Raw genomic sequence first — 18,018 nt, forward strand, 5'->3', positions numbered from 1 at the left:
TCGGCGAAATGCCGAAACTCCATAAAAATCATTGATGTAATCGCGCAAACTGCAAATAACGAGGGGGAGCGGCTGATGATAAAGTCTGAGCTCGTACAAATTATTGCAAATCGAAATCCGCATTTGTTCCTGAGGGACGTCGAGAATATCGTAAGTGCCATCTTCGAAGAGATCACCGATGCGCTCGCTGCGGGCAATCGTGTCGAGCTTCGTGGATTCGGTGCGTTCTCGGTGAAAAACCGTCCGGCGCGCACGGGGCGCAACCCGCGCACTGGCGATGCAGTTGACGTAGATGAAAAATGGGTTCCATTTTTCAAGACCGGCAAGGAATTGCGCGAGCGCCTGAATAACGCCAAATAGGCGTTTGACGATACTTGCAGAAACGGACAGCAACCCATGTTGAACCGCCTTGTGATCGTCCTCATTCTGGTGCCTCTCGCGATTGTTCTGATCGCGTTTGCTGTTGCCAATCGGGCAGCGGTCGCGACGACATTCGACCCGTTCAATCCGGGCAATCCCGCGCTGACGGTTCAGTGGCCACTATTCGTCGTGCTGTTCATTGCGTTTGCGCTGGGGCTGGTGATCGGCGGCATTGCAACGTGGATCGGACAGAGCCGCTATCGCAAACTGGCGAAGCAGCGCGGCATCGAAGCGGAAGCGCTGAAGCAGTCTCAAGCGCGTATGCTCAAAACCGTGCCGCAGCAATCATCGCTTTCGCGCCCGGCGGCATAGACCATCGATATGATTACTGTTTCGTCTGAAGAGGTCGATAAGGCGCTGACCTTCGCCGGATTGGTGGAGACGCTGCGCGACGCATTCCGCGCTGGTGCTGTGCAACCTGTACGTCACCATCATGCGGTCGAACGGCCCGACGGGGCGACATCAACCCTGCTGCTGATGCCGGCGTGGACAGACCTTGTGGCCGCGGGCACTTCGCAAGGCGGCTATATGGGCGTCAAGATCGTGACGGTTTCGCCCGACAATAACAGCATCGGTAAGCCTGCAGTTATGGGTGTGTACCTGTTGCTGGACGGCGTGACCGGCGAACCGAAAGCGCTGATTGACGGACAGAGGCTGACCCAATGGCGCACGGCCTGCGCGTCTGCTTTGGCTTCGACCTATCTTTCGCGCGAAGATGCATCGCGTCACCTGATTGTAGGGGCCGGCGCGCTTTGCACGTTTCTGGCGCGCGCCCATGCGGCGGTGCGACCGATACGCGAGGTTCGGATTTGGAACCGCACGGCGGCGAATGCGGACCGCGCGGCGATGGCCCTGAAATCCTACGGCGTTGCCGCGAAAGCCACAGAGAATCTCGAAGAGGCGCTTGGCTGGGCTGACATCGTATCGTCCGCGACGATCTCTGATGTTCCGCTGGTGACAGGTGCGGCATTGAAACCGGGAACGCATGTCGACCTGGTCGGCGCATTTACGCCGGACATGCGTGAAAGCGATGACGAGGCGATGCGGCGCTCGCGCGTTTATGTCGATACGCGGGCCGGAGCCACGAAAGAAGCGGGCGACATAGTGCAAGCGATTCGCTCGGGCGCACTGACCGATGATGCAATCGTGGCTGATTTGCATGAACTGGCGCGAGGCGAAAAACAGGGCAGGCAATCCGCCGAAGAAATCACGCTCTTCAAGTCGGTCGGCGCGGCGCTCGAAGACCTGGCGGCGGGCATTGCGGTGTTCAAAGCTATAAGCGAGCGCTGACGCGCTATGCTCAATTCGTTGCGCGGCGGCTGAGCCTATGCCACAAGCAGCGGCGTCTTTTCCGGGAAATGCCAGTGAAACCCGTTCGGAACAATAAAGCGGAGCATAACCGCAATCATGGGCGGGACGAATCCCGACGCGAAGCGGAAGCACCGACCCGTCGTGCGCTGCGCAGGCGCGATGGCGCATTGCCAGATGAACGTCTGCCGCTCATTCTGGAAGTTGCGCCGAACGCGGATTATGCGCTGCTCGACAGCGGCGCGGGCCAGAAGCTGGAGCAATACGGACCGTATCGCATCGTTCGCCCGGAAGGGCAGGCGATCTGGCAACCGGCCCTGCCCGAACGTGAATGGCAAAAGGCTGACGCTATATTCACGGGCGACACGGACGAGGAGGGACTTGGCCGCTGGCGCTTTCCCAAATCGCCGCTAGGCGAGACATGGCCTATGCGCCATGACGGTATTGACTATCTTGGCCGGTTTACCTCGTTCCGGCATGTCGGCGTATTTCCCGAACAGGCTTCGCATTGGGACCATATGGCGAAACTGATCGAGCAGGCGCGGCGACCTGTGAAGGTGCTGAACCTGTTTGGCTATACGGGGCTTGCTTCGCTGGTTGCCGCGCGCGCCGGTGCGGAAGTCACGCATGTCGATGCCTCAAAGAAGGCAATCGGCTGGGCGCGCGAAAACCAGACGATGGCGCGATTGGCCGACAAGCCGATCCGCTGGATTTGCGACGATGCGATGAAGTTTGTCGAGCGCGAGGAGCGGCGCGGCAATCGATACGACATCATTCTCTTCGATCCGCCAGCCTATGGGCGCGGACCCAAGGGCGAGGTCTGGCAGTTGTTTGACGATTTGCCAGCAATGGCCGATCTGTGCCGGTCGATCCTGACGCCGAAACCGCTGGCCGTCGTGCTGACGGCCTATTCGATCCGCGCATCGTTTTTCGCAATCCACGCATTGATGCGCGATACTTTCTCAGGAATGGGCGGAACGGTAGAGTCTGGCGAACTGATCATACGCGAGCAATCGGCAGGTCGGGCGCTTTCAACTTCGCTCTTTTCCAGATGGGTGGCTGCATGAATGTTCAGCGGCAAGGCGGGCCGGGGCAGGTGAAGGAAATCACCAGCCTCGCCAATCCCATCATCAAGGACATCAAATCGCTGGCGATGAAGAAATTCCGCGACCAGCAGAACGCTTTCATTGCCGAGGGGCTGAAGCTCGTTATTGACGCACTCGATATGGGCTGGACGATTAAGACGCTGATCTTCGCCAAGTCCAAGCTGGGCAATGCGGCAGTGGAGAAGGTTGCCGCGCGAACGGTTGCTGCGGGCGGCACAGTTCTCGAAGTTTCCGAAAAAGTGCTGACGGCAATTACCCGCCGCGACAATCCGCAAATGGTGGTAGCCGTATTTGCGCAGCAATATCTGAAACTGGCTGATATTCGGCCAGCGCAGGGTGACGTTTGGGTGGCACTGGACCGCGTGCGTGACCCCGGAAATCTAGGCACGGTCATTCGCACCGTAGATGCGGTGGGTGCAAAAGGGGTCATCCTCGTCGGCGATACGACGGATCCGTTTTCGCTGGAAACGGTGCGGGCCACGATGGGCTCTATCTTCGCGGTGCCGGTGGCAAAGGCGACAACGGACGCATTTGTTGCGTGGCGGAAGAGCTTTCCGGGCAAGGTTGCCGGGACGCATTTGAAAGGCGCCGTCGATTACAGATCGGTCGATTTTGGAGGAAAGCCGGTTTTGCTCCTCATGGGAAATGAACAACAGGGCCTGCCTGACGATCTCGCGGAGAGCTGTGACGTGCTGTTGCGCATACCGCAGGCAGGGCGGGCGGATTCGCTCAATCTTGCCGTTGCAACCGGCGTGATGCTTTTCGAAATCAGACGCGGCGCGTTGAAGCTCACCTGATGGCGATGCGCAAATATTTTCCCTATGCAGCGCTGGTGGTGATTGCCGTTGCGCTCGACCAATGGGTCAAGATGCTGGCGGAAACGCGGCTCACCATGCATGAGCAGGTCGATCTGCTCCCGTTTTTTGCGCTGTTCCGCACATACAATACCGGCGTTGCATTCTCGATGTTTTCGTGGATCGGCGACAAGGGGTTGATTGCGATTTCGCTCGGCGTGATTGCGTTCATGCTCTATCTCGCGGCGCGCACAAGCTCCGCGCTGGCGCTGGCCGGTTTTGCGCTGGTTATCGGAGGAGCGGTCGGCAATCTGATCGACCGAGCCATATATGGGCACGTAATCGATTATTTTCTGTTCCATACGCCGGTGTGGTCTTTCGCAGTTTTCAACCTTGCGGACGCGTTCATCACGGTAGGTGCAGCGCTGATCCTGCTGCACGAAGTTTTTTTGAACCGATAGACGCCGCCGTCACTAGACTCGTTTCTGCTTGGCGGGCTTGAACGAGGTCTTGCCGCTTGCCTTCACTTTGCCGGTTTTCAGGTCGATCTTGAGTGTGATCGGTATGGTGATGGTCATGACCGATTTGCTTTTCTTCACCGATTCCGGACCAGTGAATCCGCCTGCTGCAATCAGCAAGGAATCCGCACGCGTCCACCAGGCATCCCAAACTCCGGTATTGGTCGCGCCGTGCGCATCGAAGGTAACGCCTGCCGCTGTCATACGTGGATCGCAAGCAAGGTCGCTCGCCAGTACCGCCCAGTTCGATTTTCGCAGAAGCCCATAGAAGTGTACGCCGATGACTTTGCCACTGGATAGGCTGATGACGGGCGAACCGGAATTTCCGGTGAGGGTCGAGCAGTCATGGCCGAAGCTCTGAACCGTCTTGTCGTAACTGCGGACCGTGCCGGACTTCCTGGCAAATCCGGGCTGGACGCGCTTTACGCCAAAGTTATCTCCGATGACGCTGCGCTGCGGACCGGCTTCTTCCTGCGGGTTGAAATCGGGATAGCCGATCAAAGCGATGTTGGTGTTCTCGGCGCTCTCCGCAGCGACGGCGGCGAGCGTCAGCGGGGCTGGCGGTGCAGGTTGTGCCAATCGCAGGAGCGCGATGTCGAAATAGGGATGCATCATAACAGCGGACGAAACGGCGATTGAGGCTGTGTTGCCTGCATCGGGGCGCGTGAACTCGCGCTGGAAATTCACAGCGGGATCAGCGCCCGGCGCAAAGCCGATATTGGCCGCGCCGCCAACGCCGATCACGAAATCCGAAGCGACGTGCCGGTTGGTCATGACAAGGTCAGGCGCGACGAGAAAGCCGGTGCCGATCAGCTTGCCATTGTTCTCGACCCGGCATGTCGCCTTGATTGCGGTTTCCAAACGCTGCTTGACCGCAGCGTCGTTCAGGATCGCCCAAGCGGCATGATCGACTACTGCATATGTGTCGTTTGCAACCTCGATTGCGGGGCGCATCTCCGGGATCAATATGCTCTCGGCATAGACAATTTCGGTGCGCTTCAGCGGTTCGCGATTAGCGATTTTGTCGACAACGTCCTTGCGCGATACGCCTTTATTTTTCAAAGGTTTTTCGGTGATGCCTTGCGCCTGCAATTTGGGTGGCAGACATTGTTTTACGGTCATCGCCGGTCCCGCCAAATCGTGCACGAGATCGATGATTCTTTGACTTTCGGTGCCTGCCATGAAACGATCCCTTTCTGGCTGAACTCCCGTCCCGGCAAGTCAAATGTCCCAGGGCCCATTGTATGGCGAGTACTGGCCGCAAGTAAAACAAATACGCGGCTTGATACGAATGCTGGCCACCGCACCGCGCTACGTAGCAGCGCGCGACCATGCTTTGCCGACAAATGACGGGGTAGTTCTGGCGCCGCAAGCGATAGCACCAGCGCATCAGGCAGAAGCGAGCGCGCTACCGGTTTGGCTGAAGGATGCAGCCATTCGCGGCATCGGATTGGGAGCGAAGATCAAGGCTGGGGAGACGCTCGAACGGCCTGCCTTTCGGGTCTATGTCGGGGCCAAGCGAGCATTGGATGATATTGCCAACCCGGTGCCTAAAATCGTTGGGCCGCTCGAAACGGACGTGATCCCGATTGGGAATTTGAAGCCGCAGCCAGCGCATCAACGGCTCAGGCCGATCCAGCCGGGGTGCAGCCTCGGCAATGTCAAAGTCACGGGCGGCACGCTCGGCTGCATCGTGCGCAAAAGGGGCGGCGGGCCAGAGCGTTTCATCCTTTCCAACGCACATGTCTTGGCAGGCACGGCGCAGGCTGCTGTGGGCGATGAAATCGTGCAGCCCGCAATCGCCGATGGCGGTGTTTCCGGGCCTGATCGGATTGCGACGCTGAAAGCATTCATTCCATTTGACTATACCTCGGATGGATTCCCCAACATGGTTGATGCGGCGCTGGCCGAAATTGTCGCTCCGGGCATTGCGTACCAATTGGCATTTATGGGTGCCGCGATAGGCCCGTCACGCATGAGCAAAAGCGTTCGTGTCGGCATGAAGGTGCAAAAGACGGGGCGTTCGACGGGCCATAGTTGGGGCAAGGTGATCGACACTGATTTTCAGGCAATCGTGCCTTACCCGGACCCGGACAATCCGGCGAAGCTGCGCAATGTGCTGTTTCGCGATCAGATTTTATGCACGCGATTTACCGATCCGGGCGACAGCGGTGCTTTGGTGCTTTCCTCGACGGGTAAGGTTGTGGGGCTGCATTTTGCGGGATCGGACGATGTGAGCGTGTTCAATCGCATCGGCAATGTGTTCGATGCCCTCGACATAGAACTGGAGACGTAACATGGCCGACAAGAAGTCGGTGAAAGTGGCAATCGACCAGAATGCAGAGATGCTGAAGCAGCAACCGGGCGTTGTCGGCTTGGGGGTTGCGGGCAAGGGCAGCGACCACAGGCTGGCGGTCTATGTTTCCTCCAAATCCGCCAGCGGCGCGATTCCCGAGAAGGTGACGATTACGCAGGACGGAAAGCCCGGCACAATTGATGTTGAGGTTGTTGAAGTGGGTTCGCTCAAGCCAAGTACATAATATCATATTGACAACGCTGCACAATCATGGCGAAATTGTGCGCAGGCGGATTGAGCGGAATATCTGGAAGAATAACGAGTCCGTCACATCATCAGATCTGAGTGAATAGCACTTTTCTGCAAGAGGAAAATGCAGATGAAGTCGTTATGCCGAGGCCTGTTTGTAATCGCATTGCTTGCTCAGTGCTTGCCAGCATCTGCGGCAGCAAAGACTGAGCCGAAACCACTCGAGCCAGCAAGCGAAAATTGGTGTAGTGCGCTGCCTGTATCGGGCACAGCAAGGCGCACCATTTGCGCTGACATCGTGGCGCTGGATCAAGCGCTGATCTACAACCGGTTTGGCTCGTTCAATCCATTCGGGATGATGTTTGCGCTGCGCCGCGACGTGGTTTCGAGCGAGCGCATGCCGGAAGCCTATACCGCGGATGCCTGCGGCGACCTCGTGGGAACAGAAACGTATGACGGTGCGCTTGAAGCTGGAAAGGTGCGGCTGAAAGATTGCAAGCGCCCAAGGCCGATGGTGCTGCGCACGAATGTCGGCGACATACTCCACGTGCGGCTGACCAATTTGCTAAGACCGGAGCAGCCGGGACTGACGGAGACGTTTTGCCGTCAGGGCGGGGTTAATCGCCAGGCTGGTTTCAAGGATGGCGGCCTGTTCAACATGCTGCGCAACTGGGTTTCCAGCGGGCCGGATGATCGCATCGCGCATGACGACGCGATGTGCGCAACCGACAGCGATTTGAAGGAGCAGGCAAGCCCGGAGACGCCGGACCTCGATTGGCCGCGCAGCCGTGGACTGAATTTCTCGGTTCAGGGACTCACCTCAGTTGATGAAACGGGAACGGTTTCCGAAAACATCAATCGCGCCTGCACCGGATTGGCCGCAATCCGTCCGGGCGACACCATCGATTGCTATTATCTTATCGACCGCGAAGGTCCGTATTTCGTAGCCAGCAACGCGGCTCCTGCGGGTGGAGAAGGCGATGGTGGCTCCATAACGCACGGACTTTTCGGTGCGGTCGTGGCGGAGCAGAGCGGAACATCATGGTTCCGCAGCCAGATGTCTGCGGGTGCGTTCAAGGCATTGTGGAAGCCGAAGCGCGAAGATGATGCGCAAGCACCGCGCCACGCAATCGGCCCCGCCGATCTACAAAGCTCGTACGTTACTTACGACAGCCTGCCGGGCGCAGATGAGGCACATTCTTCGATCCTCTCCATGTTGCGCAAGGGCGGTGGCAATTCGTTTGAAATCATCCATTCCGACCTGAACGCCATTATCTACCGGAAAGCTGGCGGCGCTCGCCCCGAGATAAATTTCCGCGAGTTCTCGGTGTTTTTCCACGATGAGCTGAAATCCTTCGTCACGCGTAATTTCGAGGAACTGAGCCGGTTTGGGGAAGGTCAGCTTGCGGGCGTGCGCGATGGCTTTGCCATCAATTACGGTTCCAGCGGAATGGGCGCTTTGCTGCTTGCCAATCGCAAGGGCATAGGTCCGGCGGCAAACTGCAAGGAATGCCTGTACGAAGAATTTTTCCTGACGTCGTGGGCAAATGGCGACCCTGCGCTGCTCGAACAATACAGCGACGACCCGTCCAATGTGCATCACTCCTATCTGAACGACCGCATCGTGTTCCGCAATTTCCACGCGGGGCCGAAAGAAACGCATGTGTTCCATTTGCATGCGCATCAATGGTTTGCGGGCAATGATCCCAATCGCGGAACATATCTGGATTCGCAGACGGTCGGCCCGCAACAGGGGTTTACCTATAATATTTATGGCGGCGGCCTGAGCGTCTATCACAAGGGCGAAAACGGCAAGCCCGGCTGGTACGAAACGCTCGGCTCCGGCAACCGCAATCGTACGCTTGGCGACAGCATTTTTCACTGCCATCTCTACCCACATTTCGCGCAAGGCATGTGGGAGCTATGGCGTGTGCATGATGTGCTGGAAGATGGCACGCGCAAGCTGCCGGATGGTCAGAAAGCGGCGGGCCTGTCGGTTGAGGAAGCTGCCGACAGCGACAAGAGCCTGAAGCGTCCAGGATCGGTCGATCCGGTGACGGGGGCTTGGATAGAACCCGATGCGGCGGGCACGGGGCGGGATGTGGGTACGCCCATACCCGCCCTCGTTCCGCTACCCGGCCACGCTTGGCCGCTATTGCCGACCTATAATGGCGAAACGACGCTTGCGGCTTCGCGTCAATCGACGCTGCCGAACGGCGAGATCAGTTCGATGCCGGGTTATCCGTTCTATATTGCGGGCAAGCCGGGACATCGCCCGCCGCAAGCGCCGAACGATATTGCCAAGGCGATGCCTGACGATGGCGGCACGAGCGCGTTCCTTGACGGTGGTCTGCCGCGCCATGTGCTGACCGATGACGCCGAGCGGAAGCCCGATTTCAGCCTGCCGGCCAGTTTCCCGGAACCGCTGACCGGTGCGAGCAGGGCAACGCGCGAACGGCAACAGTCGCAGGTGGTGGCCAAGGCGCTGGCGCTGGGCGACATGACCATGCATCTGGAAAAGGCGAAGATCGATGTGCTGCCTTATGAAGGAACCGCGCTCGAAAAAAGCGGCATGGCGTTCCACCATGACGGCAAGGTGGGTGCAGGCGCGCTCAAGCTTTTCGCCGCCGATGGCAGTCCTGCTGCCTTTGACACCGCGCAGGGCGGATACCGCTCGCTGGTAAGCGGCGGCCTTGGCGGCTATTTCGCGGTGAACGGCGCACCGCCAAAGCCGGGCGCGCCCTTTGCCGATCCATGCGGCGCGCCGGATGGTTTCGCCAATGCGCGAGCCGTTACCAATGGCGGCGTGAAGAAATACGTGTTCAGCAAATCAGTGAACGGCACGGATACGCAGTTCGACCTCATGGCGCCGACAGGCGATACCGTGCCGACGCAGCCATCTGACTTGAAGCTGGCGACGGACGCCGAGATTTCGAACTGGGTGCACTGGTGGCGCACGGACCCTGTTCTGGACGAACAGGGCGAGCCAATGGATCGCGCCAAACGTCCCGGCCTGTATTACGTCGAAAACGGAAACGTGACGACATTCGATGCGCCCGGCCAGATTGTGCTGGCCGAAGTCGATCCGCTGGTCGATGACGGCAGCGGCACGGCTGTTTTCTCGACCGATCCAGGCGTGGTCGGGTTCCGGCGCTATAAGGGATCGGCGGTTCAGCTTGACCTCGTGACCAACCGGGCCGGTTGGCACGATCCGCAAGCGCGCATCAATGTGCTGACGAAAAACTCCGATCACTACAAGGTTGGGCAGGGGCGCATTTCACCGCGCATCAGCGCCAGCGAAGAGCCGTTTTTCTTCCGCGCGCTTTCGGGCGAATGCATCGAATACCGGCACACGAACGAATTGCCGAAAGACCTCGCGCTTGACGATTTTCAGGTCAAGACACCGACCGATACGATCGGCCAGCACATCCATCTCGTGAAGTTCGATGTGACCTCGTCTGACGGCTCCGGCAATGGCTTCAACTATGAAGACGGCACGCTGGCGGCAGACGAAATCGCAACGCGCATCTGCGCTGCCAAGAACCACGATCCGGCGGATGTTGTTTCCAGCCGCGCGCCGGGCGAGGCGAAGATGCACGAATTCGCAGGGCTTTGTACGCAGGACGCGGAAGGGCACTGGATCGTAAGCGACCAGTTCAAGAACAAGATCTGGAAGCTGAAGCTGAGCGAATATCGCGACCTGTTCCAGACAACCGTTCAGCGCTGGTTTGCCGACCCGATCTTGTCCGCGACCAATATTCAAGGTGATGGAGCGGCAGACCGCACACTGAAGACCGTGTTCAGCCACGATCATTTCGGGCCGTCCTCGATCCAGCAGCATGGCTTCTACACTGCGCTGGTGATCGAGCCGCAAGGTTCCGCAACCTGCCGCACAGGCCGGAAATATACCGCGCCGGATGGCACGCAGGTTGAAGGCAATGAGGCGGAGTGCAGCGAGCCTCGCAAGGATCGCGGTCTTGTGAATGCCGACGACATCGATGTGGGCGTTGCGCGCGTCATTCTGGACCCGGATTCGCTCGACCCGCAAAGCACGAACTATCGCGAATTCGCGCTGGCGATTGCGGATTTCTCGACGCTCTACGATCCGCGTGATCGCGCGAGCAAGGCCGACCTACTGAACGCCATGAAAGACCGGCCTTCGGATGCACCCGCGACCGCTGAGGTTGACGAAGAAGTCGCAGGTATCGACGGCATGGCGACGCTTCTGTGCGAAGCCAAATATGCGATTGCTGGACAACCCGGCAACATGCGCAGTTTTTGCGCATCTGTGCTGGAGCGCGACGCGACCGGATGGTTTGCGCGTGCCGGTGATGCGCCGCCTGCGTGGCAAGCCGCCGGTCAGCCGGGCGACAGCGCAGGGCATCGCAGCGGTCTACAGCAATTGCTGCAACCCGCCGAAATACTGGCGTTGCAGGATTATATGCTGGGCTATCGCGCGCATGCGGCCGGATATCCCAGTGCGGATGGGGAAGGCGCGCGATTGGCCAAGGCAGTTGCGGCGCCACGGCGACCGGAATCCATCTCTGTTGATCACCATGATCCATACATGGTGAACTACCGCGGCGAGCCGATACCGCTGCGCGTTGGCCAAAGCCGTAGCGGCGGCAGCGACTGCGTGCTGAAGCCGCTCGATCATTGGGTCGGCGCACTGGCGAGCGGCGTGAGCGAACGGTGCAGCATCGACATGCAAAGCGCGGGGATCGCGGGCGACATGGCGAGCGTATTCCAGTCTGCCGTGCACGGTGATCCCGTTACGCCGGTCATGGAAACTTACACCAGCGACCGCGTGCTGTTCCGCCTGATACAGGGCGCTCAGGAAGTGCAGCACAATTTTACGCTGGAGGGCTACAATTGGTCGCGCGACATCGACCAGAAATTCCCGGCTTCGATGCTGCCGCTGGAAGATATTTCCGCGCCGAATACGCTACTCAAAGCATGTCAAAACGAGATGATTCCGGCGACCACGACGACAGTGGTGCGTGCGGGCCGCGCAGACCAATATGCGCGCTGGGTTCGCGACGGGTTGGACGGTTTCACCGATCCGGCAGACCACGCATTCTGGCAGGCTTATGAGGCGCTGATTGCCAATTGCTTCAACATGTCGGGGCAAATCGCGGCGCAGGAAATCGGCATTTCCGAGCATTTTGAACTGGCCGGTACCTATCGCAACGATACGTCCGGCACGGAACGCATTCGCAGGGAGGGTATCACTTCGATGCTTTTTCCGCGAGATAACAATGCCGGAGTGGCAGAACTGAGCGCCGTAGTCAGTGCGATCAACGATAACACGCCAACCGATACGCTTCAGCATTTCGGTTCTGTGGATTCGCTCTGGAATGGCGCGTGGGGTCTGCTGCGGGTTTATAAGAATGAGGATTCGGCAGACGGTCGCTTGGTCGGCGATTGTGTAAAGAATCCGGACGCCACTACTGAAACGGGAAGAAAGGCGTTGAGCGATTGCCTTGAAGGTCTCGGGCGTGTTGGTGACAGAATCCAAGAGCTAAGCTCCTATCCAGCTCTCCGGCTGGAACACTCCCTTGTTAGAATTAGTGATGCTCAACACCAACAACGGGCGGTGAAAACCGAGGCCATGACCTGTAAATATGATGCGCCGATTGTGCACGCGACCGCAGTGGCAATTGAGGCGCGCAGCGTGTTTGGCAAAAACGGCATATTCGGCGACGAAGGCACGATGTATGGCCGCGGCGTTTATGACCGCAATGGCTTGTTCTTCGCGCTGCTCGATACGCGAGCGATTGCCAGCGCGACGGGCCGCTCGGATGAAGCCTATCTCAGCGATCCGCGCCTATGGGGCAATGTTCCGTTGTCGCGCGTCGCCAATGCCATCAAGGCGGCCTACAACCGGCCTGAGCCATTTGTGCTCACCGTCAATGCGGGCGATTGCGTGCGGCTGACCATTGTCAACGCGCTTTCAAATTATGGCGGTCAGCGCGGATTGAAAGATGATCTGGGCGATGCGCGTATGCCGAAGATCGTGCCGCTGAACACCGAGCCGGACTGGAGCGCGGGCGAGCCGTACCTTGCCGCCGATCTGGGCCAACACGCGGAAGAACACAACATGCCGCTGCGCTATAAGCAGACGGATGCCGATCAGGTGCGGGGTTCGGCGCGGTTGTCGGTACTTCTGCCATTGCCGGTGTTGAACTATCAGCAACGGGTTGCAAGGCCATTCGGATATAATGCCACCGGCACGCTGGCTCCCGGTTCGACGTTGCTATCGGCTGATGACGGGCTGACGCTCTGGGGCGACCGGAGCGGGCAGATCGAACAGATGACGTTCTATGCCGGACGTATCGGCACGCCGACCGGATTCGACGTTGCAGAACTTCTGTCGAATGGCGCGGGCGGCACGCCATATTTCGGCGCATTCGTAGCGCAAGTCTCTGAACTGCTGCGCAGCACGCTTGGGCTTTCTGGTTCGGGGCCGATGCCTGTGCAGGTGCATGAGGTATCATCTAACGCCACGCTTGGCGCGGACGCGCTTCCGCTGTTCTATGGCGGGCGAGCCTTCACTATCAATGTCAAGCTGAACCCGGCTGACGCAGGCTTCCCGGAACTGGGCAGCGCGGTTTCCGCAACCAACGCAGCAGCAATGACGACCTTGAAGCCGCAGATCGAGGCTTTGTGGCAAGACTATGCGGAGCTGGTCGTTTCCTCGCGGTTGCATTTCATTCCCTACGCATTCGGAACACTGCCTATGAAATCGGCGGGCGACGTTATCGGCCATCCGCTGCATGGGCTGTTTGGTGCGGTGAATGTCGTGCCGCGCTCTGCGGATCGTTCTGCCGAACTGGCGGTGATCGGTGAGCGCAATGCGGGAGCGTTGATGCAGCCTGCCTGTGCCGCCGCGCGTAATGATGATCCGCGCGCGTGCACTGTGTTTGCGGTGAAGCCGCGCAACATCGCACAAGCGGATTCGACGCCCGGCTGGCAGACCGTTTCGCAGATGAGTTATCCGGCGGACACTGCCCCGCACAAGGTGCGCGAGTTCACCCTGTTCTGGCAGGATGGGCTGAACCTTCGCGACCGCGCAACGGCAGACCGTTTCACGCCTTTAGGTCCGGTTGGCTCGCCGCGTCTCATGGCTGACTGCAAGATTTGCGACGACAGCTACGATTTGGGCGATGAGGCGGTGAACTATCGCAACGCAGCCGACAATATCCGTCTGCGCAGCGAGCCGGATCGTGGCGGCGGTCGATCTGCGGAGAGCCATTTCGACCTGAACGGTTATGAATTCGGGCCGGAGTTCTTCGCGCTTCGCCCCGACGAAATCGGTGCGGGCAAGACGCCGCAAGCACATGTGCTGCGCGCCGAGGCAGGCGAGGAAGTCGTTGTCCACGTGGTGCATCCGGGTGGTCGGGCGCGCCAGCGTGCGTTCATTACCATTGGGCAGGATTACGATGATCTGTTCCCCGGCTTCGGCTTCCCGCATGCGGCGCTGATAGGACCGGGCAAGGCGATGAATGCTTGGCTCACGAAGAAAATGGAGCCGGGCTGCTATCTCTGGCATGACGGTCCGACCCATCTGTGGGCAGGGGGTGTCTGGGGTCTGCTCGATGTCGTGGCGCCGGGCAAGTTGAACGATCGCACTGTGACGTCTTGCGCGCGGCGCGGCGTCGCCTCGGCGGGGAACTGAACACGGATGCGTACGGCCGCACTGGCTTTGGTTGCACTGACGTGGATGCAATGCGCTCACGCACAGCCGCTCGATACGGCCAGCCTGACCGCGAAGCTTTCGCTGGAAGACTTGTCCGGCAAAAGCATAACGGAGCCGGATCACGGCAAGGCGTTTCGGCTGCGCGTTGACCTGAACGATGCCGCAACCGGGCGTGCGCCAAACGGGCTGGAGATTGCCGGGTGGATACGCCGCTCCGATCCGCTTAACCGCAGCTGCGAAGATGAGGCGCGCGCCTATCGCGTGACGCGTGCGATTGCGGAAGGCGCGGTGGACCTTAACGGCGTCGTGCTGGCTGTGCTCAACGAGGATGCGAGCGTCGGCATTATCGACCCTAAGTTAAACGGTCAGCCGGCCAATATGCTCGCCGCTGCCTCGCTCGATACCATGCCCGATGATTTCATTATCGACCGCGCGAACATGCGCGCGCTGTTCGCCTTCAAATCCAAGGGAACGGTCGAGGAAATCTCGCTGGCCGATGGGGCGAGGCAGGTGATTGCGCAAGGGCTGAAATCGCCTTCATCCCTGGCGGTAACATCGGTTGGCGATGTCTGGATTGCGGAAGGTGGCGCGGTGCATCGCATCGGCGACCAGCCTGTCACCAATCTCGGCAAAGGCGATACTCGCCTCAGTATTACACCGGATGCAAAGCGCATTGTTGCGGTTTCTGACGGTGGCGAAGTCGGCCTTGTCGATATTGCAGCCGACCGCATTGTCATGCGAGGCAGCTTAGGCCACCCGATATCGGCGTCGACCTTGGTCGGTTCCGATGCAGTTCTGACGCTCTCGCCGGACGGCAAACTTGCGGAACTGCGCTACTTCGATGATTTCGCAACACCGATTGCCATTCCGCTGGGATTGGCAGCCAAGCAAATTGCTGTTTCGCCCGATGGGCGCAAGGCGCTTGCCTTTGCGCCGGGAACGCCCACGGTCGCGATTATCGACCTCGCGACTGGCACCCTCGCGCAGAGCTTTGCGCTGAACGACGCTACTGTGGCGGAGATTGGCTTTACCGAACGAGCCGCATTCATCGCGACACGCGAAGGAGCGTATCTGGGCGTGCTGGATCTCAACTCGGTCAAGCAAGGCACAGCGCCGATGATACGTCCTGTACCCTTGGGCGGGAAAGGCGGGGCTAGCAATGGCGACAGGCAATTGCTGGCGTCAATGTTGCCTTCGCCGAACATGCTTGCGGTGGATCGCGACAGCGGGACAGGCTGGATCGTGCCGGAACTCGCTGCGGTGGGAAGCATGCCGCCCATGGACTCGGTCAGGTTGCGCGGGGGCGTGCCGCTGCAAGTGCATATTGCCGATCGCAGTTTCCGTGAAATTCAGCCGGGCCGTTTTGAAACGGTTGCGAAGGTTGGCGACGGCGGGAAACACGAACTGGTGCTGACAACCGGGATTGGTGGGCTCACGGCCTGCATTCCGTTTGATGTTCACGGGCCAGCGGCGAAGCCTTCGCGACTGTATCATGTTGCCGTCAACCCAACCAATGGAAGCTATCGCGCGGAGGTGCCACAGGAAATTGAGTTTACGCTGAGCGACGAGCAGGGGCATAATCTGGACGTTGAGACGGCGCGGTTTCTGGTGCCGAGCCTGGTTTCGGGATGGTCGCAGGAGGTTGTTGCGCACCGCGCGGCGGACGGCAAGCTGAAGGCAACTGTGCGCTTTCCGCATGTGGGCATTTACGCCGTGCAGCCTATTGGCGTACCGAAAGGCTGGCATTTGCAATCGACGCCCTTGATCGAGGTTTTGTCATGAACATCACCAGCAGGACAGGTATGATCGCGCTGGGTTTCGTCGCGCTTCTCGCCGCGGGTGGCACGGGCGCGGCGCTCAACGCGTTGCTGATGCCGAACGCTGCAGCGGATTTGACGAGCTTTGCAGAGCGCCCCGTCAACCTGCCCAATGTGAAGCTGACGGATCAGAATGGCATTCAACATGCGCTGGCGAGCGAGATTGCAGGCAATGCGCTGCTGGTGGTCAATTTCAACTATACGAGTTGCGAGTCCATTTGCCCGATCGGCAACGCCATGATGCAGGCGGTGGACAAGGAAGCTCCGGCTGATCTGGGCAAGCCGGTCAAGCTGCTTTCGATCACCATCGATCCAAATACTGATACGCCGGCGGTCATTCGCGAGGCGTCGTCCCAATTTGATCCGAGCGGGCGCTGGCTATGGCTGACGGGAAATCCCGAAGATGTGCAGGCCGTGCTTTCTGGCGTAGGTACAAGCGTTCCGGATATTACTCTGCACGCGCCGTTGACGCTGGTTGGCGATGCGGCCAGCGGCCAGTTCTACAGCATTCGCACGCTGCCCGACGCCAATGAAGTCGTGGCGCTTCTGGCGAAATTCCATCAGTGATCCGATTAGCCGCGCTGATTTTGCTATGTGCTTCGGTCGCTCCGGGCTGGGCACAGGATGGGTCGGGAACCGGCGCGCAACTCTTCAATGGAACGGCGGAGGTGGCTGGATCGGTGGCGATTGGCGCTACCAAACTCAACCAACCTGTTTCCAAATTTGCTTGCCGTAGCTGTCATCAAAGGGATGGGCTCGGCGGTTCGGAGGCCAAAGCTCCAGCGATCACATGGGAGGCGTTGAGTGCGCCGAACGCTGCGCGCCCGGCCTATGATGTGGCGGCATTTCGCGCGGCGTTGAGCAATGGAGCACGCGCGGGCGGCGGAACACTCGATAGAGCCATGCCACGCTATACGCTTTCCGATGCAACGGTTACGAGCTTGATTGCGTATTTGAACGAACTGCCGACCATTCAGAAGCGAGGAATTGAAACGCGATCCGTGACATTCGGGGTTGCTGTTCCAGCCGATAATGCCGGACCGGCGCGGGCATATGCTGCGCTTCTCAGGGATGTGTTGCAGGGCCAGCCCGATATTTTCGGCAGAAAAATCCGGGTCGTCGAGTTGGATGGCAAGAACGCCAGCGGTGTCGCCGCAATCGTGGGGTTGGTACCGTCGCAGGAGATTGTAGTCGCTGATTTCGAAGCCGAAAGTGTGCCGATCCTGTTTCCGCTGTCGCTGCTGAATGGGAGCGAGGATACGACACTCGTTAAAGGTATGATTGCATCGCAGGCTGAGCAGATTGCCGGGCTGGTCGGAAAAGCAAAAAGCGACGGCCACAAGAACATCGGCCTGGCATGCTTTCCAAAATGCCGGACGCTGGATAGCGCAGTTGAAGTGTCTGCCGAGACACCGCTCGATGGATTGGATGCGCTCATTGTTGCGGGAGCGGATGAGTCGCAGGCGCTTGAATTGCTGGCGCGAGCGCCGAAAGAAATGTCTATCTATGCCATAGCCGGAGAACTGCCGGATATTGCAATTAGTGCCGAGCGGCGTGGCATGTCGCTGACGCTCAGCGACGGGTATGAGACGCTTGGAAATGACGGCAATGGTCTGCTGGAACGCCATGCGCGGAAGACAGCACAGCTATTGCGCGAGGCGCTAACCACAGCCGGGCGACAACTCACACGCAACAAGCTCATTGCAGCATTCGAGCGCAAGAGCCTGCCGGAGTTCGGACTGGACTATGCCCGCTACCCGTTGAACGGAACCGCCAGCGTGCGCTTTTTGCACACGCCGGCGAAGCCGTGA

13 protein-coding genes are annotated in these 18,018 nt (G+C 59.3%); 12 read left to right on the plus strand and 1 reads right to left on the minus strand.

Features of this window, described 5'->3' with window-relative positions:
* Positions 1–75: 75 nt before the first annotated feature.
* From DY251_RS00900 to lspA, 6 genes are all read left to right on the plus strand, one after another.
* Entirely contained in the window at positions 76–360 is a 285-nt protein-coding gene (locus DY251_RS00900; protein WP_116621958.1) for an integration host factor subunit beta, read from the plus strand.
* A gap of 36 nt (positions 361–396) precedes the next feature.
* On the plus strand, positions 397–732 hold the full coding sequence (locus DY251_RS00905) for a lipopolysaccharide assembly protein LapA domain-containing protein (RefSeq protein ID WP_116621959.1): 336 nt from the start codon (positions 397–399) through the stop codon (positions 730–732).
* Between the two features lie 9 nt (positions 733–741).
* On the plus strand, positions 742–1,710 hold the full coding sequence (gene lhpI / locus DY251_RS00910; protein ID WP_116621960.1) for a bifunctional Delta(1)-pyrroline-2-carboxylate/Delta(1)-piperideine-2-carboxylate reductase: 969 nt from the start codon (positions 742–744) through the stop codon (positions 1,708–1,710).
* A gap of 68 nt (positions 1,711–1,778) precedes the next feature.
* On the plus strand, positions 1,779–2,795 hold the full coding sequence (locus tag DY251_RS00915) for an RsmD family RNA methyltransferase (protein WP_116621961.1): 1,017 nt from the start codon (positions 1,779–1,781) through the stop codon (positions 2,793–2,795).
* Complete coding sequence (locus DY251_RS00920) at positions 2,792–3,631, plus strand: TrmH family RNA methyltransferase (RefSeq protein WP_116622270.1); 840 nt, start codon at positions 2,792–2,794, stop codon at positions 3,629–3,631. The genes DY251_RS00915 and DY251_RS00920 overlap by 4 nt, the downstream gene beginning before the upstream one ends.
* 5 nt (positions 3,632–3,636) lie before the next feature.
* Positions 3,637–4,089 carry a signal peptidase II gene (gene lspA / locus DY251_RS00925; protein WP_116622271.1) on the plus strand — a complete coding sequence of 151 codons (453 nt, stop codon included), beginning with the start codon at positions 3,637–3,639 and terminating at the stop codon, positions 4,087–4,089.
* A gap of 12 nt (positions 4,090–4,101) precedes the next feature.
* Here the strand turns inward: lspA and DY251_RS00930 are convergent, their stop codons facing one another.
* Positions 4,102–5,328 carry a trypsin-like serine peptidase gene (locus DY251_RS00930; protein WP_116621962.1) on the minus strand — a complete coding sequence of 409 codons (1,227 nt, stop codon included), beginning with the start codon at positions 5,326–5,328 and terminating at the stop codon, positions 4,102–4,104.
* 109 nt (positions 5,329–5,437) lie between these two features.
* On the opposite strand from DY251_RS00930, the gene DY251_RS00935 reads away from it, so the two are divergent.
* The 6 genes from DY251_RS00935 to DY251_RS00960 all read left to right on the plus strand — a co-directional run bounded on the left by DY251_RS00935 (position 5,438) and on the right by DY251_RS00960 (position 18,018).
* The gene (locus tag DY251_RS00935; protein ID WP_116621963.1) at positions 5,438–6,442 is read left to right on the plus strand and encodes a trypsin-like peptidase domain-containing protein; all 1,005 of its coding nucleotides are present in this window, start codon (positions 5,438–5,440) and stop codon (positions 6,440–6,442) included.
* A 1-nt stretch (position 6,443) separates the two neighbouring features.
* Complete coding sequence (locus DY251_RS00940) at positions 6,444–6,686, plus strand: hypothetical protein (RefSeq protein WP_116621964.1); 243 nt, start codon at positions 6,444–6,446, stop codon at positions 6,684–6,686.
* 135 nt (positions 6,687–6,821) lie between these two features.
* Positions 6,822–14,369, plus strand: coding sequence for a cupredoxin domain-containing protein (locus DY251_RS00945; protein WP_147307410.1), 7,548 nt, complete (start codon positions 6,822–6,824; stop codon positions 14,367–14,369).
* 6 nt (positions 14,370–14,375) lie between these two features.
* On the plus strand, positions 14,376–16,172 hold the full coding sequence (locus DY251_RS21400) for a WD40 repeat domain-containing protein (protein WP_158553202.1): 1,797 nt from the start codon (positions 14,376–14,378) through the stop codon (positions 16,170–16,172).
* Positions 16,169–16,774 carry an SCO family protein gene (locus DY251_RS00955; RefSeq protein WP_158553203.1) on the plus strand — a complete coding sequence of 202 codons (606 nt, stop codon included), beginning with the start codon at positions 16,169–16,171 and terminating at the stop codon, positions 16,772–16,774. Before DY251_RS21400 ends, DY251_RS00955 begins: the two co-directional genes overlap by 4 nt.
* Positions 16,771–18,018, plus strand: a complete 1,248-nt coding sequence (locus DY251_RS00960; protein ID WP_116621968.1) for a c-type cytochrome — start codon at positions 16,771–16,773, stop codon at positions 18,016–18,018. The genes DY251_RS00955 and DY251_RS00960 overlap by 4 nt, the downstream gene beginning before the upstream one ends.

This window comes from Mesorhizobium denitrificans, assembly GCF_003403035.1.
GTDB classification, from domain to species: Bacteria; Pseudomonadota; Alphaproteobacteria; order Rhizobiales; family Rhizobiaceae; genus Mesorhizobium_G; species Mesorhizobium_G denitrificans.